Source organism: Halomonas sp. PA16-9 (assembly GCF_009728585.1).
Taxonomy (GTDB): Bacteria; Pseudomonadota; Gammaproteobacteria; order Pseudomonadales; family Halomonadaceae; genus Vreelandella; species Vreelandella titanicae.
On record NZ_CP040452.1, the window covers coordinates 177762 to 201130 of the forward strand.

The window sequence follows — 23369 nt, forward strand, 5'->3', positions numbered from 1 at the left end:
TCTACAGAGGGGGTCTTGTTTAATCGCAGCATGTCATGACCTCTTTCGATGACAGCTCAATTTGCCGATCGACCCACTCCAGGCCCGCCGACTCGTGACTGACGATAAGCACGCTACGCCCGCGGCTAAGCTTTCCGATCAATGCATTGAGTTGCCAGGCAGCATCCGGATCAAGGTGGGCCGTGGGCTCATCGAATAGCCATAGCGCTGCATCACGAAGCAGCAACTGCGCCAATCCCAAACGTTGCAGCTGGCCACCGGAGAGTCCCTGTCCGCGCTCGCCCAGCTGCGTGGCAAGCCCATTACCGCGAAGCAGAATCGGCCACAGGCCAACCAGGGTCAGAACCTCAATAAGCTCTTGATCTGTTTTATCCGGGGCCGCCAAACGCAGGTTATCTGCAATGCTGCCGGACTGGATCGGTGGTTGCTGGCTGAGGTAGCCAAGCTGGCGTTGCCAGGTGGTGCGGGGCCACTGGGCAAGTTCGCAACCCTTCGCCTTCAGGCTGCCCTGGTAAGCGCTAAATCCCAACAACGCATGCAAAAGGCTCGACTTGCCCACTCCGCTTTCGCCCTGTACCAATACCCTTTCTCCCGCAGCCAGCGTGAGGTTAAGCGGCGCCAGGCGAAGTCGACCGCCTTCACCCCGAACACTCAGCTCGTTACACTCCACGGTGAAAGACTCGACGTTTATCGCTGCTGGGGGTAGCGGTGCCTCTTGAGGCTGCCAGGTGCCAGCTTCCAGCAGAGGCGTCAACGCCTGCATGGCACCGATTGCTTCCGCACGGGCATGATAGTCTGTGCCCAATTGGCGAAGCGGCGCATAGAACTCGGGCGCCAGCAGTAAAATAAACAGTGCCCCCTGATAGGGCACCGGCACCTCTGCTTTCGCCCAGGGCAACAGGCCAAGCAGCCCTAAGCCAAGATAAAGCGCCACCAAGGCAATCGCCAACGCGGCAAAAAACTCCAGCACCGCGCTGGATAGAAAGGCAAGTCTAAGCACCCGCATAGTACGCCCACGGTAGGCGTCACTCGCCTGGGCGACCTTGGTCTCTGCTTGGTCAGTTGCTCCCATGCGCTGTAGCGTCGCCATCCCACGAACCAGGTCGAGGAAGCGGCCCCCCATACGCGCCAGGGCGACGAACTGCTGCTGACTGGCACCCGCAGCAGCACGTCCCACCAGGATCATAAATAGTGGCACCAACGGCGCGGTCATTAGCATCAATCCCGCGGCCAGCGGGCTATAAAACGCTACCACCGCCGCTATCAGGCAGGGCACTAGTACCGCCAGCAAGCTCTGTACCCGATAGCGGCTAACGTAGCCGTCCAAGGCATCCACCTGCTCCAGCACCTGAGTGGCCAAGGCGCCATCACTGCCAAATTGGCGCCTAACCGGCCCAAGGTGGCCAAGCTGCGTTAATAACTGGCTGCGTAAGGCGTCACGAGCACGCAGGCTGGCCTGACGAGACAGCCATTCCCGGCCAGCGGAGAAAAGGGCGTAGCACCATGCAAATGGCCAGCCCTGCTAGCCAAACCGTCGGATGGCCCGGCGACTCCCTACCCTGCCAAAGCAGTAACCAATGGTGAAAAATAGTGGCCAACAGCCAACTCTGGGCAATCAGCAATACCACGCCGATCATCGCTAGCAGCGTGGCGCCCCGCAACCACCAGCGTTGTGGGGCAAGGCAGCGGTTCAGCCGCTGCCGCGGGTCATTGGCTTCAGTCGCTCCGCTCATGCTCGGATTCGCCTTCATAGCCATTCACTTCAAGCCACATGGCGTTAAGAATGCTGACGGTGGCCGCCAGCGTGACACCCAAAATCCAGGCGAAATACCACATACGATACCCTCCTCAGTAAAGCGCTTTGTCGTTATCACGAATAAACTGCTCGTTCAGGCGTCCACGCATGACCCAGTAACTCCAGGCGGTATACAGCAGCACCAACGGCACGAAAACACACACCACCACAAACATGATCTTGAGCGTCAACTCGCTCGCCGTGGCATCCCACATGGTCAGACTATGGTTGGGGTTCAGCGACGACGGCATCACGAAGGGAAACATCGTAACGCCCGTTGTGACCACCACCATCGCCATGGCGACAGCCGAACTGGTAAATGCCAGCGCATGGCGTCCCAGCTTCATGGTCAGCGCGCAGAGCACAAAACCTAAGACGCCCAGTATTGGCAGTAGCCACAACAGCGGGAAGCGGCTGTAGTTGGTCATCCAGCCGCCAGCACTGACCGCCACGATTTTACCGGTAGTATCGTTGTACCCTTGGGTGTCGATTACGCTAGTCACTTGGTAGCCATCAACGCCCAGGAGCAGCCACACCCCACCCAGCACGAACAGTGCCGCGCATATCAGTGCTGTCAGGCTGCCGATGGCCGCACTACGGCTGCGCAGTTCGCCCTCGGTTTTAAGCTGCAACCAAGCCGCTCCGTGAGTGACGAACATCAGCAGGCTCAACAGCCCGGCCAATAGCGCAAAGGGGTTCAATAGGCCCAGCAAGCCGCCCTGATACTCCAGGCGCAGATAGTCATCGAACTGGAAGGGGACGCCTTGCAAGAGATTGCCAAAAGCGACACCAAAGATCAGCGCGGGAACGGCGGAGCCGATCGTCAACCCCCAATCCCAACGACGGCGCCATGTGGGATTTTCCAACTTGGAGCGATAATCGAACGCCAGGGGGCGAAGAAAAAGCGCAAATAGCGTCAGCATCAAGGCGAGATAGAAGCCATTGAAGGCTGTTGCGTAAACCGGAGGCCAAGCAGCAAACAGTGCGCCCCCTGCGGTGACCAGCCAGACCTGATTACCGTCCCAATGAGGCGCCATGGAGTTGATCATCACCCGGCGCTCCTCATCGCCGCGCCCGACCACGTTGAGCAAGGCGGCAACGCCCATATCAAAACCATCGGTGACCGCGAAGCCCACCAATAGCACGCCGATCAGCACCCACCAGACAAACCTAAGGGTTTCGTAGTCCATCATCATGCCTCCCGTGCTGGGGTTGAAATTGGATAGTCAGACTCAGCGTCATCATCCAGATAACCGCTACCGGAGGGCCCTTTGCGGGCAAAGTGTTGCATCAGCCACATTTCGATGATGACGAAGGTGGTGTAGAGGACGCCAATAGAAATCAGGGTAAACAGCACCTGCTCAGCCGTCAGGCTGGAAATGGCCAAGTGAACCGGCAGTATCTCGCCGATTGCCCACGGCTGACGCCCATATTCGGCCACGAACCAGCCCGCCTCACAGGCAATCCAAGGCAGCGGTAGGCTGAACAGCGCGAAGCGAAGTAGCCACCGGGACTTCTCTGGCTGACGACGTACGCTATGCCAGAAGGCCAGCGCAAACAGCAACAGCATGCTAAAGCCCGCGGCGACCATGGCCCGAAAAGACCAGAAAAGCGGCCAAACCTTGGGAATCGACGCTTCAACGGCTTGATCAATTTCGGCTGTGGTCGCATTGGCTACATCGTCGCTATAGGCACTGAGCAGTAGCCCATAACCAAGATCGCTGCGTACTTCCTCGAACCGAGCCATATCCCCTTCGCGCTCTTCATCACTGCGCAGGCGCTGCATGAGAGCGTAAGCCTCCTGGCCATTGACGATGCGCTCGCGGTGCTCTTCCTTAAGCTCTCGAATACCCATCACTTCGGTATTCAGCGAGCGCGTGGCGATCAAGCCCATCACACCAGGTATGCGGATGGCAAAGTCGGTGTGCTGTTCCGCCTCGTTGGGGAGCCCAAATAGCGTGAAAGCCGCAGGTGCGGGATGGGTTTGCCACTCTGCTTCGATGGCGGCCAGCTTGACCTTCTGCACATCCCCCAGCTCATAGCCAGACTCATCGCCCAGTACAATGACCGATAGCGCGCTGGCCAACCCGAAGGCAGAAGCAATCGCAAAGCTGCGCCGCGCAAAGGCAATCTCACGCCCCTTGAGCAGGTACCAGCTTGAAATCGCCAACACGAAAATCGCCCCGGTGACGTACCCCGCTGACACGGTATGCACAAATTTGACTTGGGCGACGGGGTTGAGCAGCACCTCTGCAAAGCTGACCAACTCCATACGCATGGTGGCTAGGTTGAGCTCCGACCCTACGGGGTGCTGCATCCAGCCATTGGCTACCAGAATCCACAGGGCTGACATATTGGTCGCCAAGGCCATGAGCCAGGTAACCGCCAGGTGCTTCTCTTTTGACAGGCGATCCCAGCCGAAGAAGAATAGCCCGACCAGCGTCGACTCAAGGAAGAACGCCATCAAGGCTTCTATCGCCAGGGGCGCTCCGAAAATATCGCCGACATAGTGAGAGTAGTACGACCAGTTAGTGCCGAACTGGAACTCCATGGCGATACCGGTCGTTACCCCTAACGCAAAGTTAATACCAAACAGCTTGCCCCAGAATTTGGTCATCTGACGATAAATGGTTTTACCGGTCATGACATAGACCGACTCCATGATCGCCAGAAGTATCGACAGCCCTAGCGTTAAGGGTACAAACAGGAAATGCACCATCGCCGTAAAGGCGAACTGCAACCTGGATAATTCAACAATGTCCATGAGTGACTCCCGATGGATAGCTTAAACACACCTTTCGCCCCACCGGGAAACCACAGACAGGTGCTAACCCAGGCAAAGCGATGTGTATAGGCTATTCCTCCACCCGAGCCAACAATTTGATCTTGATCAATTCCTTACTTAAGCATTGCACTGTTGCGACAATATGCCATCCACCCCCTTCCTCATTCAGAGACGCAGGCGTAAACGAACGAGGCTTGCGGTGTTGGTAGTAGGCATTAGTGCGCCTCATCCCAATTGGCACCGCTCTCCGCTTCTACAATCAGCGGTACTTTTAGCTCAGCTGCGCCCTGCATACGCTTTTGTACCTGCTCGATAAAGGCCTCGACCTGCTTCTCGGCGACTTCAAACACCAGTTCATCGTGCACCTGCATCACCATCAGCGCATCGAACTCGCCTTCCGCTAGCCACGCATCCACATTGATCATCGCCTGCTTGATAATATCGGCGGCAGTGCCCTGCATCGGCGCGTTAATCGCGGTGCGCTCAGCGCCTTGGCGGCGGTTGCGGTTTTGCGACTGAATTTCCGGTAGGTAGAGCCGCCGACCCAGCACGGTTTCGACAAAGCCATCTTCAGCTGCCTGGGAGCGAATACGCTCCATATAGCGGGCCACGCCGGGATAGCGGTCAAAGTAACGATCAATGTAGGTTTGCGCCTGGTTGCGCTCGATATGCAACTGACGCGACAACCCCCAGGCACTCATGCCGTAGATCAAGCCGAAGTTAATCGCTTTGGCGCTGCGGCGCTGATCGCCAGAGACCTTCTCAAGAGAGGTGCCGAAGACTTCTGCCGCCGTGGCGGTGTGAATATCACGCCCTTCGGCAAACGCTTCCAGCAGCCCTTTATCTTCAGATAAATGCGCCATAATGCGCAGCTCAATTTGCGAGTAATCGGCGGCGACAATACGGTAGCCAGGGCGGGCAATAAATGCCTGACGAATTTTGCGCCCCTCTTCGGTACGGATGGGAATGTTTTGTAAGTTGGGATCCGACGACGACAGTCGCCCGGTCGCAGTGACCGCCTGATGATAGCTGGTGTGTACCCGGCCAGTGGCTTTATTGAGCAGACGCGGTAGCTTATCGGTGTAGGTGGACTTCAGCTTGGCCAGCCCCCGGTGCTGCATAATCACCTTGGGCAGCGGGTAATCCAGCGCCAACTCTTCCAGCACACCTTCCGCGGTAGAAGGTGCGCCTTTAGGGGTTTTCTTGAGCACCGGAATTTTCTGCTCTTCAAACAGAATCTGCCCTAACTGCTTGGGTGAGCCGAGATTAAATTCGCGCCCGGCCAGTTCAAACGCCTCGCGTTCTAATTCGCCAATGCGCTGCTCTAACTGTTGGCTCTGTTTGTGCAGTAGCTCAGCATCCACGGCGACACCGTTGCGCTCGATGCGCGAGAGCACTTTGATCAGCGGCAGCTCGATATGATCCAGCACTTCCGCCAGGCGCCCTTCGTTTTCGACCATGGGGCGAAGCGTTTGCTGCAGCCTTAGTGTGATATCGACATCTTCACAGGCGTAAGGCGCAGCCTGCTCCAGGGCAATCTGATTAAACGTCAACTGCTTGGCGCCCTTACCGGCAATCTCTTCAAAGGTGATGGTCTTTTCACCCAGATACTTGAGCGCCAGCGAATCCATATCGTGGCGGGTGGCGGTGGAGTTGAGCACATAGGAGGCCAGCATGGTGTCGGCAAAAGGGCCTGCCACGGAAATCGCATAGTTGGCTAGCACCGAAATATCGTACTTGAGGTTTTGACCAATCTTGGTTTTGGTCGGGTCTTCCAGCAGCGGTTTTAGCGCCGCCAGGACCGCCTTGCGGTCAAGCTGCTGTGGAGCATCCAGATAGTCGTGGGCAAGCGGAATATAGGCCGCCTCACCCACTTCCAGCGACAAGCCAACGCCAACAATTTCCGCATCCATGTAATTAAGGCTGGTGGTTTCCAGATCGAAACAGAAGCGCTCGGCGTTTTGCAGCCGATCCAGCCAGCGCTCGAAGTCTGCCTGTTCGAGGATGACCTGATCTTCACGAACAGAGGCTTGCACAGAAGTGCTCGCCCCCTCGGACTCGCTACCACCTTCTTCAGCGCTTACGGGCGCAGGCTCGCCGCCTTTAACGTCATCCACGCCTTCGTCTTTGCCTTCCAGCAGCTCGCCCAGCCACTGGCGGAATTCCATCTCTTTATACAGGGTGACCAGCGCTTCGCGATCCGGATGGGCAATATCCAAATCATCCAAGCCCACCGGCAACTCGCAGTCGACTTTAATGGTGGCCAGCTGATAGGAGAGAAACGCCTGATCGCGATGCTCTTCAAGCTTCTTGGGCAGAGTTTTGGCGCCCCGGAAAGTGAGCGTTTTCACTCGTTCTAAGTCGCCATAAATGGTCTCCAGCCCACCGCCCATGCCTTGCAGCAGGCCAATAGCGGTCTTCTCACCCACGCCGGGCACACCGGGAATGTTATCGACCTTGTCACCCATCAGAGCGAGAAAATCGATAATCAATGCGGGCGGCAGGCCGAATTTTTCTTCTACGCCCGCCTCATCCAGGGTTTTCATCCTTCATGGTGTTCACCAGGGTGATATGGGCATTAACCAGTTGCGCCATATCCTTATCGCCGGTGGAGATCACTGCATCGCGGCCCGCCTGGGTGGCGTGATGGGCCAGGGTGCCAATCACATCGTCCGCCTCTACGCCGTCAACGCAAAGCAGCGGCAGGCCCAGCGCCTTCACGCAGGCGTGCAGCGGAGCGATCTGGCTGCGTAGGTCATCGGGCATCGGCGGGCGGTGCGCTTTATAGTCGCTGTACAGCTCATCACGGAAGGTTTTGCCCGGCGCGTCAAACACCACCGCCATGGGGCTTTCGGGATAATCCTTAATCAGCCGTTTGAGCATGTTTAACACGCCTTTCACCGCGCCCGTTGGCTGACCATTGGAGGTCGTTAGCGGCGGCAGCGCATGAAAGGCACGGGTACAGATAGGAAGAGCCATCGACGAGGACGATCGGAGCGCGAGCCATAACCAAGTTCCATTGTTAAATAAGATTGCTTAAAAAGAATTGCCAATAAGAGTGCCTCACATGATACGCGTTGCACAGGCAGCCTGTAGAGCCAAACTCGACTCTTTATCACAACAACGCTGCCAACTGAGCGACCAAGCCGCTACAATAATGGGCTTTAGCAACCTGGGCGAGACTCTCATGGCTGTATTTACTCCGCTTAGCGACGCACAGGTCGCCGCGTTTTTAGAAAAATTTGATGTGGGCAGTTTTGTTTCCCTTAAGGGAGTCGCGAAACGGCACCGAAAATTCGACTTTTTTTGTGACTACCGACCGCCGCAACTGGTATTAACCCTGTTCGAACAGGGCGAACACGCAGAACTGCCGTTCTTTGTCGAACTGCTGGACTATTTGGACGAGCACCGCTTACCGGTGCCCGGCACCATTCATGACCGCGAAGGTATCGCGCTGCATAGCCTGGAGGGGCAAGCCGGCGTTGCTATTCCCGCGCCTGCCTGGCCGCCATCCCGAGGCGCCCAATGTAGCCCAGTGCCATGCCTTAGGCGATACTTTGGGTCACCTGCACGTGGTGTCAAAGCGTTTCCCGGCCACCGCCCCAACCCGCGGGATCTCAACTGGCTGCAGGTGATGCACCATAAAGTATTGAGTTACCTAAGCCCCGCGGATCAAACGTTGATGAAGGATGAAGTCGACGATTTCGAGAGCGCCTTTATGCGACACGGTGAGCTGCCCCAAGGCGCCCTGCACGGTGATCTGTTTCGTGACAACACCCTGTTTGAGGGTGACCAGCTTGGCGGTATTATCGACTTTTATAATGGCTGCACTGGGGATCTCCTGTTTGATCTGGCGATTGTGATCAACGACTGGGCCTCCAACGACGATGGCACTCTCAACGCTGAGCGCTACAATACGCTGTTGAGCGCCTACCTGACGCGCCGGCCGTTAACGGCGGGATGAACGGGAACTGTGGCCCACCATGCTGCGCATGACGGCGCTGCGCTACTGGCTGTCACGCCTGCTGTGGTCTATGTTGATCCCCCGGCCCACGATTTGACGCCTCACGACCCCGAACGTTTTCGAACCATATTAACTGCGCGCATTGCCCACGGTGCATTGCCGCTACCTGAGGTTTCTGCATGAGTGTGATGGCGACGACTAGCCCTGCCCTTCGCGCACGGCGCACCTGGAATATCGATCAATGGGGTAGTGGTTACTTCGACGTGGATGATCAAGGTCAGGCCCTGGTGCGGCCGCTGGGTAGTGATGCGGAAGGCCCGGCGCTACCGCTGAGCGGCTTGGTTCGCCAGTTGCAGAGCGCTGGGCTGCGGCTGCCTGTGCTGGTACCGCTTTAGCGATATTCTTCACGACCGGGTGGAGCAGCTGTGTGGCGCTTTTGATGCCGCCATGAGCGACTGCGACTACCAGGGCGGCTACACCGCCGTTTACCCGATTAAAGTGAACCAGCAGCGCAGAGTAGTCGAAGAGATTCTGGCCACCGCGAGCGCGGCAACGGCCGTGTGGGTCTGGAAGCGCGGCAGCAAGCCCGAGTTGCTGGCAGTGCTGGCTTTGTCTGACGGCGGCTCCTCGCTGATCGTCTGCAACGGTTACAAAGACCGCGAGTATGTGCGCTTGGCGCTGCTGGGTGAAAAACTCGGGCACAAGGTCTATTTGGTGGTCGAAAAGCTCTCCGAGCTGCAGTTGATTTTGGAAGAGGCGCGAGAACTGGATGTTACCCCGCGTATTGGCCTGCGCGCCCGCCCTTGCCTCGGTGTGGTAAGGGCAAATGGCAGAATACCGGCGGTGAAAAGTCTAAGTTCGGCCTCACCGCCAGCCAAATTCTCGAGGTGGTAGACACTCTGCGTCGCGAGGAGGCACTGAAAAGTCTGCAGCTGGTGCACTTCCACCTGGGTTCCCAGATCGCCAATATTCGCGATATTCAGCGCGGTCTGCGTGAGTGCGCGCGCTTCTACCAGAACCTGATGCAGTTGGGTGCACCGATTGACACCGTCGATGTAGGCGGCGGCCTGGGTATCGATTACGAAGGCACTCGCTCGCGCAGCTTCTGCTCAGCTAACTATTCGATGCGTGAATACGCCCGCAACGTCGTCAGCGCCTTTGCCCAGCTCTGCCAAGAGGCGAACCTGCCACAGCCTCATCTCATTAGCGAATCCGGCCGTGCGCTAACTGCCCACCACGCGGTGCTGATCACTAACGTGATTGGCGAAGAGCGCATCGACGACACGCCGCCTGAACGGCATTCGGCAGGCGAGAGCCAAGAAGATGCCCAAGTAGAGCTGCTGTGGCGGGTGTTCGAGCAGTTAGCGACCGCCCAAGAGCCGCGCATGCTGGTGGAAGCGTGGCACGATCTGCTTCAAGCGGTTAGCGAACTGCAGGAACGTTTTGTGATGGGTTTGAGTAACATTACCGCCCGCGCTGAAGGTGAGCGGGTGTATATGGCTGCCTGCACACGGCTGCGCACTCAGTTGGATACTCGTAACCGTGCCCATCGCGAAATCATGGATGAACTGGCGGAGAAACTCGCCGATAAACTGTTCGTCAACTTCTCGCTATTCCAGTCGGTGCCTGATGTTTGGGGCATCGAGCAGATATTTCCGGTACTGCCCCTTAGCGGGCTGGATCAAGCGCCCACCCGGGGGCAGTGATTCAGGATATCACCTGCGACTCCGACGGCCGCATCGACAGCTACGTCGACGGCCAGGGGGTCGAGAGCACCCTACCGCTTCCCGAGTGGGCTTCAGACGATGAACGCTGGCTAGGGTTCTTTCTAGTGGGCGCCTATCAGGAAATTCTTGGCGATCTACACAACCTGTTTGGCGACACCGACTCCGTTGATGCTGCGCTCAATGCCGACGGCGAGTGGACACTATCTAACCCGCTGGCCGGGGACTCGGTGGCCCAGGTGCTTGCCTACGTCAACTTCAATGCCAATGTGCTCAAGCAGAAGCTCACCGACCAGCTAGCCGCCAGCGGCTTTACTGCCGACGAGCAAGCGCGCTTTGCGGCGAGCTTAAGCGAAGGTCTGGAAGGCTATACCTATCTTGAATAACCTATCTTGAAAACCAGTCTTGAATAGCCCGTACTGAATGGCACGTATTGGGTTACGCCAAACAGAAGCGCCACCCTGATTTTTGGGTGGTGCTTCTTCACGATCCAACACTGTCCAGCAATACTCTGCTTTTTTCGCTACTCGACTACGCTGGTTTCAACTACCAAACCACCGGTCAATGTTAAACGCAGTGATGAACCGCGAACCAGCTCTCCAACGCCTGATGGCGTGCCGGTCAAAATCACATCGCCCGGCTCTAGAGTGAAGTGACGGCTCATTTCGGCTACCAAGGTTGGTATGGCGAAGATCATATCAGAGCCTTCACCGTGCTGGCGCTCTTCACCATCAATCTCAAGCGTGAAAGCCAGCGCGTTCCAGTTGGGAACACGGCTTAGCGGCAGAAACGACGAAAGCGGGCAAGCGCCATCAAAAGCTTTAGCAATTTCCCAGGGATGCCCTTTCTCTTTTAGCTTCGTCTGTACATCACGCAGCGTTAAATCCATCGCCAACCCGATACCGACAATCGCACGCTCGGCCTCATCCAGGGTGGCGTGGGTTAACGTTTCACCCACTAACAGCGCAAGCTCGGCTTCATAATGCACATCACCGCGTGAAAACGGCGGATCCAACGGTTTGGTTAGATCCACAACGCTGGTCGATGGCTTTATGAACAGCAGCGGCTCAGTGGGAACTGGATTATCCAGCTCTTTCGCATGGTCGGCATAATTACGGCCGATGCAGACAACCTTGCCCAGCGGGTGGGGAAACTCCTGGCCATCGGTAAACTGTGGAACAAAAACGCATGGCGGGTATTCTCCTTCTCATTATGCGTGCCGCTTTCGCAACGACAGGCGCAACAGTTTACCCCACCTATACGAAGGTTCCACACCCTTCGGCCATGAATTTGTTTCCCCACTACACGTTAGCGATATTGCTGAGCCTGTTGACCAGGGCTATGAGCCAGGAAATCAGGCCGTCGCTTGGCCGCCGCATAAGGCGCCCGGCAACGGTTATCCTGGCGGTTAAACACGAAGAACACGTTGCTACGCGGGTCAGGCGACAGGTTGGCGTTAGAAGCATGCAGCGTATTGCAATCGAACAGCAGCAAACCACCCGCCTTGCCTTTTGGCGCTTCAATACCGTGTTCAGCCACTAGCTCGGTAAGTGCCTCTGGGCTTGGCACGCCCACTTCCTGCGCTTTCAGCGAGCTTTTGTGGTTATCCTCCGGTGTTTCCCCCACGCACGGTACAAACTTTTTGTGCGAACCGGGGATCAGCATCAACGGACCATTGAACTCATGGTTGTCAGTTAAGATCAGCGATGCGCTAACCGCGTGCATCGCAGGCATGCCATCTTCCGCGTGCCACGTCTCAAAGTCGGAGTGCCAGTTAAAGCCCTTACCGGCAAATCCAGGCTTATAGTTAATACGCGACTGATGCACATAGGGTCGTCGCCTATGATTTGACGAGCAGCGCCCGCGACACGCTCATCGCTGGCCAGCTTTCCCAACCGCTCAGAGAGGAAGTGCACCGCAAATAGCGAGCGGATTTCCTGGCTCTCTGGCTCAGTGACGCTGAAGTCTTGATTGAGATACTTATCGTTACTCATCAGCGCCTTCATTTCCTGACGCAGCTCCTCAAGCTCTGCGCCTTCAATGAGGTTGGGAATAAACAGAAACCCTTTACGTTCAAACTCATCAAGCTGCGCCTGGCTTAACGGGCCAGAAAGCTGGCGGCCCTTAACGACCGCATCTTGGCGCGGCAGCCAGGTCTGTGCAGGGGGTGTGGCTAAGCGCGACGGGTAGGCATCCTGTACCTGTTGGCACTGAACCTGAGTAGTGTGAACGTTAGGTGTATCGGCCATTTCGCTATATTGCTTATGGGCGGTTACAGCATTTAGTGGTGTGCTTTTGACTGTCATCTAATCCACTCCTTGTATGATTAGGTTTCAGATCGAACATATTGCACGTATAAGATTAGCGTACATATAAATAAAACAGCACGATTCTAACATCGTGCTGGGAGTAGCCTATACCACTAAAATTTCCTCGCAAGGCATGATTTCTGGTTTGATAACGTAGGTTACGTGAAAAAAATTGAACAGTGGCTTTTTAGGCAATAAGTCACCTAAAAAGCTCACTCCAAGCCACAATGTTTGCGGTTAATGTTGCTCATCTTTTTATCTAACTGAATGGGGAATCATACTTTGAAAAGGCAGCTACCGATTTATGGATTTATCAGCGCGCTATTAATAACCGCTGGGTGTTCTTCAGCAACAATGGATACCCACGAGACAGCGCATCGCCCTAATGAACCGTTGATCAACACCTACTGGAAGCTGGTAACGCTTGATGGCGCACCGGTCGTCACCCATGAGAATTTCCGTGAAGCACATTTGGTTCTTCATCAAGAGGCTTCTCGCTTAGCCGGCGCTACCGGCTGTAACACCCTGATGGGCAGCTACCGTGTGGAAAACGAGCGCATAGAGTTTGGGCAAATCGCCAGCACTAAAATGGCCTGCCCACCGTCCCAAATGAAAACTGAGCAAGATTTTCTAGCCACACTCAAGCAGGTAACAGCATGGAGCGTGGATGGCGCAATGCTTGTACTGTCGAGCGATAACAGTGAACCATTGGCGGTCTTCGAGGCGGTGCATCTTTATTAATCACAAAGAGCGCATCTAAAGGACGCATTTTAAACTCACCAAGCCTAGAAGAATCAGGCCGGGGAGCGCGAAATCAAGAGGCGACCGCCGATCAGAAGAAAGACTAAACCAGAGATGCCTTGGATCGACTTCCATACCCTTGGTTTCCTTAACCACTCAGCGACTCTATGCAATGTGACGACGACCATACCGTAGAAGAACAAAGCGATCAGGGCATGGCTGACCCCCAACCCGAGCCCTCCCAGCCAGTAGTCCGTTCCACCGGCACTCAGGAACTGGGGAAAGGCCGCAACGTAGAAGATAGCGGGCTTGGGGTTGAGAATATTGGTGAGATAGCCCCGTACAAAGGCCTGTCTTTGGCTTATCCTCGGCAATATTTGACAATCTTTCGCCTGCGACGCGAGGGGCGTTTTCGTTAGTGCTACTCGCAGTGCCTTAACGCCGAGCCAAATAAGATATGCAGCACCCACGAATTTTATAATAGTGAATAACGTGACAGAGGCGGCTACAAGTGCCCCAACACCAATGAGCGCCAACGTGGCATGAGATATGATCGCTGCACAGAAGCCCAGGGTCATCAACACCCCCGTAACACGGCCTTGCACCGGCGTCGCCTGAAGCAGCAGGAACAGATTGGCTCCTGGGAGACTACGATGAGCGTAACGATGGAGAGAAATGCTAAGTAATCATGAAGTGGAATCATCGAGATTCCCCCTGAAATGCCAAGCTAAATAGAAATTACGTATTAGCTCACTAGCAAAATTCAGTCCACGAGTGAGCCCAAAACATACTTTATGCTCACTACTTTACTCAATCAACGACATGGAAACTTTATAAATACAGATATCGTAGACACACACGAAAAAGCCGCCCTTTCGGACGGCTTAATCTAATTCTCTAACGTTTAGCTTTTAACCACTTTTCAGTGGTGCCGACACCAGGAGTCGAACCCGGGACCTACTGATTACAAGTCAGTTGCTCTACCAACTGAGCTATGTCGGCGCTTCACGTTTTCTTGAGAACTTGATTGCTTCGCTGTTAGGCTCTGCAATCAACAAGAAATCTTGTTGGCAATGGCTGGGGTACCAGGATTCGAACCTGGGAATGCCGCTACCAAAAAGCGGTGCCTTACCACTTGGCGATACCCCAGCAGTGTGGTGGCCAGAGACGGAATCGAACCGCCGACACGGGGATTTTCAATCCCTGCTCTACCAACTGAGCTATCTGGCCGCTGCCAACGGTGCGTATTAAACTAAAAACGCCGCTTTCCGTCAACACCTTTGTGAAACTTTCTTGCGATACCGATGCTTAGAAGTCTTTTTTCCTACGCCATCTCTGGCTCGGCCTTCGATACACCCATACCTAGAGCCACTGATTACAAGTCAGTTGCTCGATCAATCCCCCTATGCTCAGAACGAACAACCGCTCTCTTCATGCCCTGCTATTCATGCCTGCTGCTCATACCTGCTTAGGCGGCACATAGCCTTCGGCTTGGTCGGTTTCCTGGTTGTCCAGGAAGCGCTGCATCTGCTCCATTAGATACGCACGGGATTCGGGGTCGAGCATGTTGAGGTGCTTTTCATTGATCAGGCGGGTTTGCAACGCCTGCCAGGCTTCCCAAGCGGGCTTGGAAACGGTGGCCTGAATCTCCTGCCCCTGCTTACCCGGCAAAGGTGGGAATGGCAGTGCTTCCAACTCTTTTTGGTACTTGCGGCAAAAACGGTATTGCTCATAACGTGCTCCTGGTTCTGCGACTTCATTCAATGATCTCATCCAATCAGCTAGCAAACGCTTAAGCGTGCCCTGGTGTCGGATTGAGGCTAAAGGGCGTTAGCTGGCTGAGCAGCGCTTTAACGGGAGCAGCAAGGCCCAGTTCAGGCGGACGGTTAACGTCGTACCATACGCCGCTTTCACGAACACCGCCCAGCCTATCGCAGCTCACCGGCTGCGGGGTAATCTCTAAGCGAAAATGGCTGAAGGTGTGGTAAAAGCTAGGCGATGTAGTTCCCCGTTTAGGGTTCACAGCGTTGTCTTCAAGCCAGTCGTTGAGCTCGCTGTGCTTCTCAAACTGCGGCAAACTCCATAACCCGCCCCACAGACCGCTGGGAGGGCGTTTCTCGAGCCATATCCGGCCTTCCGGGTCACGCAGCATCAGCATGATCGTTTGTCGTGTGGGAAGCGCCTTTTTGGGTTTGGATTCCGGGTAGCGCTTTGGTTCGCCTTGGGCGTAGGCCAAACAGACATCGTTAAATGGGCAGCTCAGGCAGTCTGGTTTGCTGCGTTTACATAGCGTAGCGCCAAAATCCATCATCGCCTGGGTGTAATCCGCCAGGCGCTCTGTTGGGGTGTAGTACTCCGCCAGCGACCACAGCTTTCTCTCCACATCTGGCTTACCCGGCCAACCGGGCAGCGCATGCAAACGAGTGAGCGAGCGCTTTACATTGCCATCTAAAATAGCCGCACGCTGCCCCGTGCTTTGCGCAATGATAGCGCCAGCGGTGGAGCGGCCAATACCAGGCAAAGCGACTAATGAGTCGATACTTTCCGTCGGCAGCTCGCCATTGTGCTCCACTAACGCAACCTGGGCAGCTTTATGCAAGTTGCGCGCACGGGCATAGTAACCAAGGCCCGTCCAGAGGTGCAGCACTTCATCCTGTGGGGCCTTGGCGAGACTCTCCAAGGTAGGAAAGCGCGCCATGAAACGCTCAAAATAGCCGATAACGGTGGCAACCTGGGTTTGCTGCAGCATGATTTCCGACACCCACACGCGGTAGGCACTACGCGGCGACTGCCACGGTAAGTCGTGACGGCCGTAGCGGTCAAACCAATCCAGTAAGCGCTGTTGGAATTCGTTTGCCGCTAGCCGCGGCGTGGGCATATCTGCCATGCACGTTCCTTAAACAGAAATGGGTATATGAAACAGCAATGGGTATACACCAGTGCCAATAAAAAAGCGCCGGCGTTTAGGCCGGCGCAGCACTTACTGTTTCGATAAATGCGTCACTTCACATCCCTGCGTCAATGCTCAGTTAAACAGGCTGCGTAGACCATCACGAAGTTCTTGAGCAGCACCTTCGCCAAGGCGTTCATCCAACTCATCTAAAGAGTCGCCTAGACGCTCCTCCAGCTCTTCATTAACACGATCACCCGCCTCGTTACGCAGCAGGTCAACCACGGCGGTCTGGAACATCTCACGGTCGAACCGGCACCACTCGGTGCGTTCATCGCCAAGATTACCTTCACAGCGTACGGGCAGCGGCAGTTGTTCCAGTCGCGGGTTAACTTCACAGGCCGCGTCGGCGGTGTCGACCAAGCGGGCATTCGCACGGGTATCAAAGTTCAAGCTTGCAAGATCCAGTTCTCCTTCTCCACGCACATCGATGCCGGGCAGGGTGATCAGCAGGTCGTCACTCTCCACTAAGCCGTTACTGATTTGGAAGGTAGCATCAAAACGCTCAAAGCGAGTATCGGTGTGCCAATCCCGCAAAGTGCCCTGCCCCTCTAACTGGGCAACCAGTTCACACATTTGCTTGGAAATGTTGGTATTTAAAATGGCGCCTTCGTTTAGACGAGCATTAAGCGCGCCATTGAGGTTGCCGATAAGCGCTTCACGGGTATTGCCCTGACTGGTGACATCCCCGGTTAAATTAAAGCGACCGCGCAGTGGTGATGCCTCCTCTTTTTCACTGATCGCTTCAATCAACGGCGCCACCTGAACGTTGTTAATAGTCGGCGATAGCGCCCACTCAAGGATGGAATCCGTAGCATCAACCTGGCCGGTAGCGCTGAGTTCACCCTCATAGAAGCCCGACTCAAACGCCGTTAGCCGATGAACGCCGTCGTCACCACGCAGTTGCAAGCGTGGATTGTTGAAGGTCAGGCCCGCAAAAATAAGCGTATCCACGCTCAGGTCGCCCTCTAACGCCAGCCCGCTGAGCAACGATTGCGGCACTAATGTGTTGTTTTCCTGAGCAAAGGCTTTGCGTAGCAAGCCGCGACTCGCCTGTTTGGCGGTGGCCTCACCGGGAAGATAGCGATCAAGGTCTAGTTGGTCACCGGCTAAATCGAACGCCAGGCGTGAGCCATTCAGCGCCGCCGTCAGCTCGCCGGTAAAGGTGCTGTCGTCGACGACCAACGAGAGGCTAGGCAAAGAGAATTGCTCGGCATCACCTTCGATAGGACTGGTCATGGCTACATCGCTGAGCGCAGCCTCGCCTGCGGTGGTTAGGGTAACGCCAGCACGGGCAAGCCAGGGGCGTAGCGTAAAGGGGGCAGCGGTTAGCTGACCACGATAACGGGGGGCATCGCGCAACTGCTCAATATTAAGGTGGCCGCTCACCCTTAGGCCATCCGGCCCGGTAAGCTGCAAGTCTTTCAACTGCGCCGTTTGTGCCTGCCAGTCGCCCTCCAGGCCAAAGGCGAGCGCCAACGCCAAGCTGCCCTGCCAGTTATCCGCCTTACGCAGGCCCGTTTCGAGCAGCCCCTCTTTAATGGTGAGCTGCTGCTCGCCCATACGGGCAACCAACTCGGCGGCCTTCAAACTCAGCTGCTGTGGCTCGCTCTCGGTACCCTTGGTGGTTCGAGTGGTCAGTGCCATATTTTCCAGGGCGAAAAGCTTATCTGCCAACCCAAGCCGCACGCGTGTTTCAAGATTGATATCGCTGGTCAGATCAGGGGCACGCTCCAATACCTCGGCATCGAGCCGGTTATGCTTGGTCAGTGTGAACATAGCCTTCAGCGGAAAGGCGCGCAGCGGGTTAACGTTACTACCCGAGATATTCAGTTGCTGCATACGCCACAGTGCTTGGGTTTGCGCATCGCGGAAGCGAATGTCGGCGTTTTTCACTTCAACGCTGGCAATACTCAACACCACGGCCAAGCTACCTGCATCCGCATTGGGGCCAGCACTGGCGGGCGCCAGCACCGTTTCAGCCGCGCTTTCATTGTGCTCAGAAAGGCGCTCTAACAAGGGCTCCCAGTTACCCTCACCCTGTTCATCGCGCTCTAAGTTAAGGCGCATACCGTCCAGGGTTAGGCCGTCAACGGCAATTTCCCCGCGCAGTAGCGGGCCGAATGCCACGCTCACCTCGGCGCGGTCAATAGCCGCAAAGGCAGCGCTCTCTTCAGCCTGCTCGGGCAACCAGGCGCGGGCTTTCTCTACACTGACGCCGATACGCGGGTAGAATGACCAGGTAATCGGGCCTTCCAACGCCAAGTTGAGTCCCGTTTGCTCCTCCACGACAGCAGTTAAACGGGGCTTGAAGTCTTCTGGATCCAGAAAGGTGGTCACGTAGACCACGGCGGCGACCGCAACGATGGCGAGAATGCCGACTGCTGCCAGCAAGATACGTAATAGCTGTTCATTACCCTTTCCCTTGTGGGTCTAACTCAACAAAATCACTGGTGGCGGGCATACCCGCTGCCGGCGTTTCTGGATTGGCCATTGGCCGGTAACCTAGCTTGGAGAGCAGCACGCGGTCGGCCAGTGGTAAAGTGGACGTTTCAATGCGCAGGACACGGCCTTCCTGCTTGGCTTGCTCGCCAAGCAGCGCCATCAAGCGCGAACCGACGCCACGGCGACGGGTGGTTTTGCGCACGCAGAGCTCAGATAGCCACCACGCCCGGTCTGCGCCCTCCTGAACGGCGACGGCCCCCAGCAGCCGATCGTTGAAGAGTGCACAGGCAAAAAAGTGCTGGCCTGCAAAATGTTGCTCAATAAATGGCTCAACCGTTGGGGTGGGCATACGCTCTTGGGGCGCATCCTGATAGATGCGCATAAGATCAAGGCGCACCTGCTCATCGGCTTCCCAACGGGCCTGGTCGACATGGTGCAGTGTCACCGGCATGGTGAAATCCTCTTCGCCAAAGCAGCCTGGCTGCTATTTCTGCCGCAATTGATTGCGGCTACATTTCGCGCATTGTAGCGGATGAGGGCGCCGATTCACTATAATGGTCGCTTCGCCACAGGCCGATCAAATCAGTGGTAAGTTGATGATCGCCACCAGCCATCCCTCAGAGTGCGCTTCAGCGCAGGAGATGCAACATGTCAGCGCGTATTGCCACGGTTAGCCGTGACACCAACGAAACGCAGATCAAGGTCAGCGTCAATCTCGACGGCGAAGGCCATCTTAGCTGCCAAACCGGCGTTCCGTTCCTGGATCATATGCTTGATCAAGTTGCTCGCCACGGGATGATCGATCTCGACATCAATGCCACTGGCGACCTGCATATTGACGACCACCATACCGTAGAAGACCTGGGTATTACGCTAGGCCAAGCTTTTTTTGAAGCAATTGGCGATAAACGCGGTATTTACCGTTATGGTCACGCCTATGTTCCTCTTGATGAAGCACTCTCCCGGGTAGTGATCGACTTTTCCGGTCGGCCAGGTCTGTTTATGGATGTTGAATTCACCCGCGACACTATCGGTAGCCTGGACACTCAGTTGTTCTGGGAGTTTTTCCAAGGCTTTGTCAATCACGCCCGCGTGACGCTGCATATCGACAACATCAAAGGCTTTAATGCTCACCATCAGGCGGAAACGATCTTCAAGGCCTTTGGCAGAGCACTTCGCATGGCCGTGATGGAAGACCCGCGCATGGCAGGCCAAATGCCCTCCACCAAGGGGAGCTTGTAATGCTGCGCCATATGACGGGCTATATGACGGACTATGCTGCTAGCCACATTTTGTCTACCTCCACAAGGAGCGCTTCATGACCATTGCTGTGATCGACTATGGAATGGGCAATCTTCATTCTGTAGCCAAAGCGCTGGAGCATGTGACCCATGAGAATGTCGTCATTACCCGCGACCCGCGCCGTATCCTCGGCGCAACGCGTTTAGTGCTACCGGGCCAAGGGGCCATTCGTGACTGCGTTGGCGAACTTGAGCGCACCGAATTACGCGGGCTGGTGGAGGATATCTTAACCCGCCAGGCCAAACCGCTGCTGGGTATCTGCGTGGGTCAGCAGATGCTACTGGAGCGCAGCGAAGAGAATGGCGGCGTAGAGTGCCTGGGGTTCTTTAAAGGCAGTGTAAATCGTTTCCTGGCGATATGCGCGACGTCCACGAGCAGCGCTTGAAAGTACCGCACATGGGCTGGAACGTGGTAGAGCAGCACCATGAACACCCACTCTGGGCAGGTATTGATAATCGCGAACACTTCTACTTCGTGCATAGCTACTACGTTAATGCCGATGAAGATGCACAAGTATTTGGTACGACCCAATACGGCAAGGTAACCGCCCATGTGGCCATTGGCCGTGACGCGACCTTCGCGGTGCAGTTTCACCCCGAAAAAAGCTCTCGCGCGGGCCTTCGCCTGCTTGAAAACTTTGTCACCTGGACGCCCTGAGAGGATTTTGTATGTTGGTAATTCCCGCTATTGATCTCAAAGACGGCCAGTGTGTTCGATTGAAGCAGGGCCGCATGGAAGACGCGACGTCTTACGGCGATGACCCGGTGGCCATGGCGGCGCGCTGGGTAGAAGCAGGCGCCCGTCGCCTGCACCTGGTAGATTTGAACGGCGCCTTTGAAGGCAAACCAGTGAACGGTGACGCCGTGACGGCTATCGCCCGCGCTTACCCGGATCTGCCGATTCAAATTGGTGGCGGCATTCGCAGTGCGGAAACCATCGAGCACTACTTAAGCGCCGGTGTCTCTTATGTGATTATCGGCACCAAGGCAGTTAAAGAACCCGCTTTTGTGGGCGAGATGTGCCGCGCTTTTCCCGGCCATGTGATCGTTGGACTTGATGCCAAAGATGGCTATGTCGCCACCGACGGCTGGGCAGAGGTCTCCACGGTAAAAGCCACTGAGCTTGCCAAGCGTTTCGCCAACGACGGCGTCTCCAGCATTGTCTACACCGACATTGCCCGCGACGGCATGATGCAAGGCGTCAATGTGGAAGCCACCGCGGCGCTTGCCCGCAAAGGCGGTTTGCCGGTGATTGCCTCCGGTGGAGTGACCAACCTGGACGATATCAAAGCACTCTGCGAGGTTGCTGATAGCGGTATCCTGGGCGCTATTACCGGTCGGGCAATTTACGAAGGCAGCCTGGATGTTGCCGAAGCTCAGCGGCTAAGCGACCAACTGACGGGAGTTCATGAGCCTTACCAAACGCATTATCCCCTGCCTGGACGTAGACGCCGGGCGCGTGGTCAAAGGCGTTAATTTTGTCGGTATTCGCGATGCCGGTGATCCGGTGGAGATTGCCCAGCGCTATAACCAGCAGGGCGCCGATGAAATCACCTTTCTCGACATTACCGCTAGCCACGAAGACCGCGACACGACGGTGGAGATGGTTGAACGCATTGCTGGCGAAGTGTTTATTCCGCTAACCGTCGGCGGCGGCATTCGCAGCTGTGACGACATTCGCACTATGCTGAACGCCGGAGCGGACAAAGTATCGATCAACACCGCAGCGGTCACTAACCCTGAGTTTGTTCGCGAAGCCGCCGAGCGTTTTGGTAGCCAGTGCATTGTGGTGGCGATTGACGCTAAACGGGTCTCTAAAGAGGGAGAAACGCCCCGTTGGGAGATTTTCACTCACGGCGGCCGCCGCCCAACAGGCCTTGACGCCGTTGAATGGGCGAAGAAGATGGTTGAGTTCGGGGCGGGCGAACTACTGCTCACCAGCATGGATCGCGACGGCACCAAGATTGGCTTTGACCTGGGCGTGACCCACGCGATTTCCGAAGCGGTGAGCGTTCCGGTGATAGCCTCAGGCGGTGTGGGCAACCTGGATCACCTGGTGGATGGCGTACTCAAAGGTGGTGCCGATGCAGTGCTGGCCGCCAGTATTTTCCATTTTGGCGAATACACCATCCCTGAAGCTAAGCGCTATATGGCCGAACGCGGTATCGAAATGCGGCTTTAAAATGCCCTCTATCAACCAGGAGCTTCGAATGTTTCGTTTACACCCATGGATGGGATGGCTCGCAGGCCTGCTATTAAGCACGCCTGCTACTGCCTTCACGCTACCTGATTGGCCACCGTCGTTGGAGTGGGATCACACCCTGGTGCAAACCAGCCTTTATACCCGCCACTTCAGCCCCGACCCGGAACACACTAACCAACAAGACCTGGTTAGCATTGAACTGCATAATCCGAATCACTGGTTAGCGGCGGGGCTTGGTTCAAAAACTCCTTCGATCAGCCCTCCTGGTACTTCTACGCGGGGCGGGAGTTCCCTCTTTGGCAAACCGATCAGGGGTTAAACGTGCGCGCCAAACTAACCGGTGGACTCTTGCGCGGCTATAAAGGCGAGTATCGCGACAAAATTCCGCTCAATCACTTGGAAGTTGCCCCGGCCGCACTCCCCAGTATCGGGGTGCAATGGGGCCGGTTCGAATCTGATCTGATTGTGTTTGGTACCGCAGGCATGATGATAACCGCAGGGGTGCGCTTTTAGTCGCTACTCCTCAACGTCGTCTAGCGATAACCCCAGATTGCTGATGCCACCATTGCGACCTAATTCACGCACTTCTTTCAGCGACGCCTTATCCAGTGATTCGCTGACGGCTTCCAAGACGGCATCCTGAAAATCGTTTTCGTCGTCCATCAACGGATGGTCGCGAATAATCAGCGCTAGCTTCTGCGCGTCCACCTCGCCTTCAGTGAGCTCTATAAAGGCGCGTACGCCCGCTCGGGATGTACGGCTAACATCCAGCACGGCCTCTGGGGAGTCGCCTTGCAGGGTGTCCAGCAGCGCTGAGACCGACACCACTGCATCCAGGGCGCGCCGGGCACCAAAGCTGTCATCCTCTTCGGGCGGCTCACACTCAGCTAACTTTTCCGCTTGGCGGGCAAAGTCGATACTGGCATTGGGCACATTAAGCCGCTCCCAGACCAAACTCAGCACGGTACCTAGCGTATGGCTATCGCCGTGGCCGGTGGTTTGCTCATAAAGCATATAGTTTGGCAACAAACGCTCGCACAGCGCCGCCATAAAGGCTTGCTGGGCAGGTAACGGGAGTTCTTGTAACCGTTGGTAAAAGCCCTGGGGTTTCGACACCATACTGATTTCCTGGATCGCTTGACGTGGGATATT

The 23369-nt window shown here is 56.0% G+C and carries 21 protein-coding genes, 3 tRNA genes and 5 pseudogenes; 12 read left to right on the forward strand and 17 right to left on the reverse strand.

What is annotated here, in order from left to right:
* Positions 1-19: 19 nt before the first annotated feature.
* From cydD to polA, 6 genes and pseudogenes are all read right to left on the reverse strand, one after another.
* Complete coding sequence (gene cydD / locus FDY98_RS17280) at positions 20-1468, reverse strand: thiol reductant ABC exporter subunit CydD (RefSeq protein WP_340147108.1); 1449 nt, start codon at positions 1466-1468, stop codon at positions 20-22.
* Entirely contained in the window at positions 1437-1733 is a 297-nt protein-coding gene (locus FDY98_RS28460; protein WP_340147016.1) for a hypothetical protein, read from the reverse strand. Before FDY98_RS28460 ends, cydD begins: the two co-directional genes overlap by 32 nt.
* On the reverse strand, positions 1717-1836 hold the full coding sequence (gene cydX / locus FDY98_RS17285; RefSeq protein ID WP_051052215.1) for a cytochrome bd-I oxidase subunit CydX: 120 nt from the start codon (positions 1834-1836) through the stop codon (positions 1717-1719). The genes FDY98_RS28460 and cydX overlap by 17 nt, the downstream gene beginning before the upstream one ends.
* A 12-nt stretch (positions 1837-1848) precedes the next feature.
* Positions 1849-2988, reverse strand: coding sequence for a cytochrome d ubiquinol oxidase subunit II (gene cydB / locus FDY98_RS17290; RefSeq protein ID WP_027958856.1), 1140 nt, complete (start codon positions 2986-2988; stop codon positions 1849-1851).
* A complete protein-coding gene (locus FDY98_RS17295; RefSeq protein WP_035538401.1) occupies positions 2988-4559 on the reverse strand; it encodes a cytochrome ubiquinol oxidase subunit I in 1572 nt (523 codons plus the stop codon). The genes cydB and FDY98_RS17295 overlap by 1 nt, the downstream gene beginning before the upstream one ends.
* Positions 4560-4795: 236 nt before the next feature.
* Positions 4796-7587, reverse strand: a pseudogene (polA, locus tag FDY98_RS17300) (DNA polymerase I).
* A gap of 180 nt (positions 7588-7767) precedes the next feature.
* On the opposite strand from polA, the gene FDY98_RS17305 reads away from it, so the two are divergent.
* The 6 genes from FDY98_RS17305 to FDY98_RS28480 are packed head-to-tail and all read left to right on the forward strand — an operon-like array spanning position 7768 to position 10654.
* Complete coding sequence (locus tag FDY98_RS17305; RefSeq protein WP_196518301.1) at positions 7768-8544, forward strand: phosphotransferase; 777 nt, start codon at positions 7768-7770, stop codon at positions 8542-8544.
* Positions 8545-8553: 9 nt separating this feature from the next.
* Positions 8554-8727, forward strand: a complete 174-nt coding sequence (locus FDY98_RS17310; RefSeq protein WP_155706013.1) for a hypothetical protein — start codon at positions 8554-8556, stop codon at positions 8725-8727.
* Entirely contained in the window at positions 8724-8939 is a 216-nt protein-coding gene (locus tag FDY98_RS28465) for a hypothetical protein (protein ID WP_340147017.1), read from the forward strand. Before FDY98_RS17310 ends, FDY98_RS28465 begins: the two co-directional genes overlap by 4 nt.
* 52 nt (positions 8940-8991) lie before the next feature.
* Positions 8992-9438: a hypothetical protein gene (locus FDY98_RS28470; RefSeq protein ID WP_340147018.1), complete on the forward strand. Its 447-nt coding sequence runs from the start codon at positions 8992-8994 to the stop codon at positions 9436-9438.
* Positions 9348-10250 carry a biosynthetic arginine decarboxylase gene (speA, locus tag FDY98_RS28475; RefSeq protein WP_340147019.1) on the forward strand — a complete coding sequence of 301 codons (903 nt, stop codon included), beginning with the start codon at positions 9348-9350 and terminating at the stop codon, positions 10248-10250. The genes FDY98_RS28470 and speA overlap by 91 nt, the downstream gene beginning before the upstream one ends.
* Entirely contained in the window at positions 10247-10654 is a 408-nt protein-coding gene (locus FDY98_RS28480) for a hypothetical protein (RefSeq protein ID WP_340147020.1), read from the forward strand. The genes speA and FDY98_RS28480 overlap by 4 nt, the downstream gene beginning before the upstream one ends.
* Positions 10655-10791: 137 nt before the next feature.
* On the opposite strand, the pseudogene FDY98_RS17320 reads toward FDY98_RS28480, so the two are convergent.
* Together FDY98_RS17320 and thpD are read right to left on the reverse strand one after the other, a co-directional pair.
* Positions 10792-11451, reverse strand: a pseudogene (locus FDY98_RS17320) (fumarylacetoacetate hydrolase family protein); the annotation flags it as partial.
* Between the two features lie 125 nt (positions 11452-11576).
* A pseudogene (gene thpD, locus FDY98_RS17325) lies at positions 11577-12574 on the reverse strand (ectoine hydroxylase).
* A gap of 357 nt (positions 12575-12931) precedes the next feature.
* On the opposite strand from thpD, the gene FDY98_RS17330 reads away from it, so the two are divergent.
* On the forward strand, positions 12932-13318 hold the full coding sequence (locus FDY98_RS17330) for an META domain-containing protein (RefSeq protein ID WP_051430534.1): 387 nt from the start codon (positions 12932-12934) through the stop codon (positions 13316-13318).
* 53 nt (positions 13319-13371) lie between these two features.
* Here FDY98_RS17330 and FDY98_RS17335 read toward each other — a convergent pair whose 3' ends face one another.
* The 8 genes from FDY98_RS17335 to FDY98_RS17370 form a co-directional block, all read right to left on the reverse strand.
* A complete protein-coding gene (locus FDY98_RS17335) occupies positions 13372-13923 on the reverse strand; it encodes a LysE family translocator (protein WP_340147021.1) in 552 nt (183 codons plus the stop codon).
* A 321-nt stretch (positions 13924-14244) separates the two neighbouring features.
* Positions 14245-14320 (reverse strand) — tRNA-Thr (locus FDY98_RS17340).
* A 72-nt stretch (positions 14321-14392) separates the two neighbouring features.
* Positions 14393-14467: transfer RNA gene (locus FDY98_RS17345), tRNA-Gln, on the reverse strand.
* A 6-nt stretch (positions 14468-14473) separates the two neighbouring features.
* Positions 14474-14548, reverse strand: a tRNA-Phe gene (locus FDY98_RS17350).
* 228 nt (positions 14549-14776) lie between these two features.
* Complete coding sequence (locus tag FDY98_RS17355; protein WP_155706016.1) at positions 14777-15091, reverse strand: oxidative damage protection protein; 315 nt, start codon at positions 15089-15091, stop codon at positions 14777-14779.
* Positions 15092-15110: 19 nt separating this feature from the next.
* The gene (gene mutY, locus FDY98_RS17360) at positions 15111-16205 is read right to left on the reverse strand and encodes an A/G-specific adenine glycosylase (RefSeq protein ID WP_027958864.1); all 1095 of its coding nucleotides are present in this window, start codon (positions 16203-16205) and stop codon (positions 15111-15113) included.
* A gap of 138 nt (positions 16206-16343) precedes the next feature.
* Complete coding sequence (locus FDY98_RS17365; protein ID WP_340147022.1) at positions 16344-18662, reverse strand: AsmA family protein; 2319 nt, start codon at positions 18660-18662, stop codon at positions 16344-16346.
* A gap of 19 nt (positions 18663-18681) precedes the next feature.
* Complete coding sequence (locus FDY98_RS17370; protein ID WP_009288590.1) at positions 18682-19164, reverse strand: GNAT family N-acetyltransferase; 483 nt, start codon at positions 19162-19164, stop codon at positions 18682-18684.
* A gap of 197 nt (positions 19165-19361) precedes the next feature.
* On the opposite strand from FDY98_RS17370, the gene hisB reads away from it, so the two are divergent.
* From hisB to FDY98_RS29660, 5 genes and pseudogenes are all read left to right on the forward strand, one after another.
* Positions 19362-19955, forward strand: coding sequence for an imidazoleglycerol-phosphate dehydratase HisB (gene hisB / locus FDY98_RS17375; RefSeq protein ID WP_027958866.1), 594 nt, complete (start codon positions 19362-19364; stop codon positions 19953-19955).
* Positions 19956-20031: 76 nt separating this feature from the next.
* Positions 20032-20672: pseudogene (hisH, locus tag FDY98_RS17380) on the forward strand (imidazole glycerol phosphate synthase subunit HisH).
* A gap of 11 nt (positions 20673-20683) precedes the next feature.
* A complete protein-coding gene (gene hisA, locus FDY98_RS17385) occupies positions 20684-21490 on the forward strand; it encodes a 1-(5-phosphoribosyl)-5-[(5-phosphoribosylamino)methylideneamino]imidazole-4-carboxamide isomerase (protein ID WP_340147023.1) in 807 nt (268 codons plus the stop codon).
* Positions 21423-22196 (forward strand): imidazole glycerol phosphate synthase subunit HisF, encoded by a 774-nt coding sequence (gene hisF / locus FDY98_RS17390; protein WP_008957631.1) that lies wholly within the window; start codon positions 21423-21425, stop codon positions 22194-22196. The genes hisA and hisF overlap by 68 nt, the downstream gene beginning before the upstream one ends.
* A gap of 28 nt (positions 22197-22224) precedes the next feature.
* Positions 22225-22730 (forward strand): annotated as a pseudogene (locus FDY98_RS29660) (hypothetical protein).
* Between the two features lie 3 nt (positions 22731-22733).
* On the opposite strand, the gene FDY98_RS17400 reads toward FDY98_RS29660, so the two are convergent.
* Positions 22734-23336 carry a YjaG family protein gene (locus FDY98_RS17400; RefSeq protein ID WP_027958870.1) on the reverse strand — a complete coding sequence of 201 codons (603 nt, stop codon included), beginning with the start codon at positions 23334-23336 and terminating at the stop codon, positions 22734-22736.
* Between the last annotated feature and the right edge of the window lie 33 nt (positions 23337-23369).

Excerpts from the sequence above, each read along its gene's own strand:
- FDY98_RS17295 (WP_035538401.1), bottom strand. The coding sequence starts at position 4,559 with ATGGACATTGTTGAATTATCCAGGTTGCAGTTCGCCTTTACGGCGATG.
- FDY98_RS17370 (WP_009288590.1), bottom strand. The coding sequence starts at position 19,164 with ATGCCGGTGACACTGCACCATGTCGACCAGGCCCGTTGGGAAGCCGAT.
- FDY98_RS17400 (WP_027958870.1), bottom strand. The coding sequence starts at position 23,336 with ATGGTGTCGAAACCCCAGGGCTTTTACCAACGGTTACAAGAACTCCCG.
- hisF (WP_008957631.1), top strand. The coding sequence starts at position 21,423 with ATGAGCCTTACCAAACGCATTATCCCCTGCCTGGACGTAGACGCCGGG.
- hisA (WP_340147023.1), top strand. The coding sequence starts at position 20,684 with ATGTTGGTAATTCCCGCTATTGATCTCAAAGACGGCCAGTGTGTTCGA.
- FDY98_RS17305 (WP_196518301.1), top strand. The coding sequence starts at position 7,768 with ATGGCTGTATTTACTCCGCTTAGCGACGCACAGGTCGCCGCGTTTTTA.
- FDY98_RS28465 (WP_340147017.1), top strand. The coding sequence starts at position 8,724 with ATGAGTGTGATGGCGACGACTAGCCCTGCCCTTCGCGCACGGCGCACC.
- FDY98_RS28470 (WP_340147018.1), top strand. The coding sequence starts at position 8,992 with ATGAGCGACTGCGACTACCAGGGCGGCTACACCGCCGTTTACCCGATT.
- hisB (WP_027958866.1), top strand. The coding sequence starts at position 19,362 with ATGTCAGCGCGTATTGCCACGGTTAGCCGTGACACCAACGAAACGCAG.
- FDY98_RS17355 (WP_155706016.1), bottom strand. The coding sequence starts at position 15,091 with ATGAGATCATTGAATGAAGTCGCAGAACCAGGAGCACGTTATGAGCAA.
- cydB (WP_027958856.1), bottom strand. The coding sequence starts at position 2,988 with ATGATGGACTACGAAACCCTTAGGTTTGTCTGGTGGGTGCTGATCGGC.
- FDY98_RS17330 (WP_051430534.1), top strand. The coding sequence starts at position 12,932 with ATGGATACCCACGAGACAGCGCATCGCCCTAATGAACCGTTGATCAAC.
- cydX (WP_051052215.1), bottom strand. The coding sequence starts at position 1,836 with ATGTGGTATTTCGCCTGGATTTTGGGTGTCACGCTGGCGGCCACCGTC.
- FDY98_RS28460 (WP_340147016.1), bottom strand. The coding sequence starts at position 1,733 with ATGAGCGGAGCGACTGAAGCCAATGACCCGCGGCAGCGGCTGAACCGC.
- mutY (WP_027958864.1), bottom strand. The coding sequence starts at position 16,205 with ATGGCAGATATGCCCACGCCGCGGCTAGCGGCAAACGAATTCCAACAG.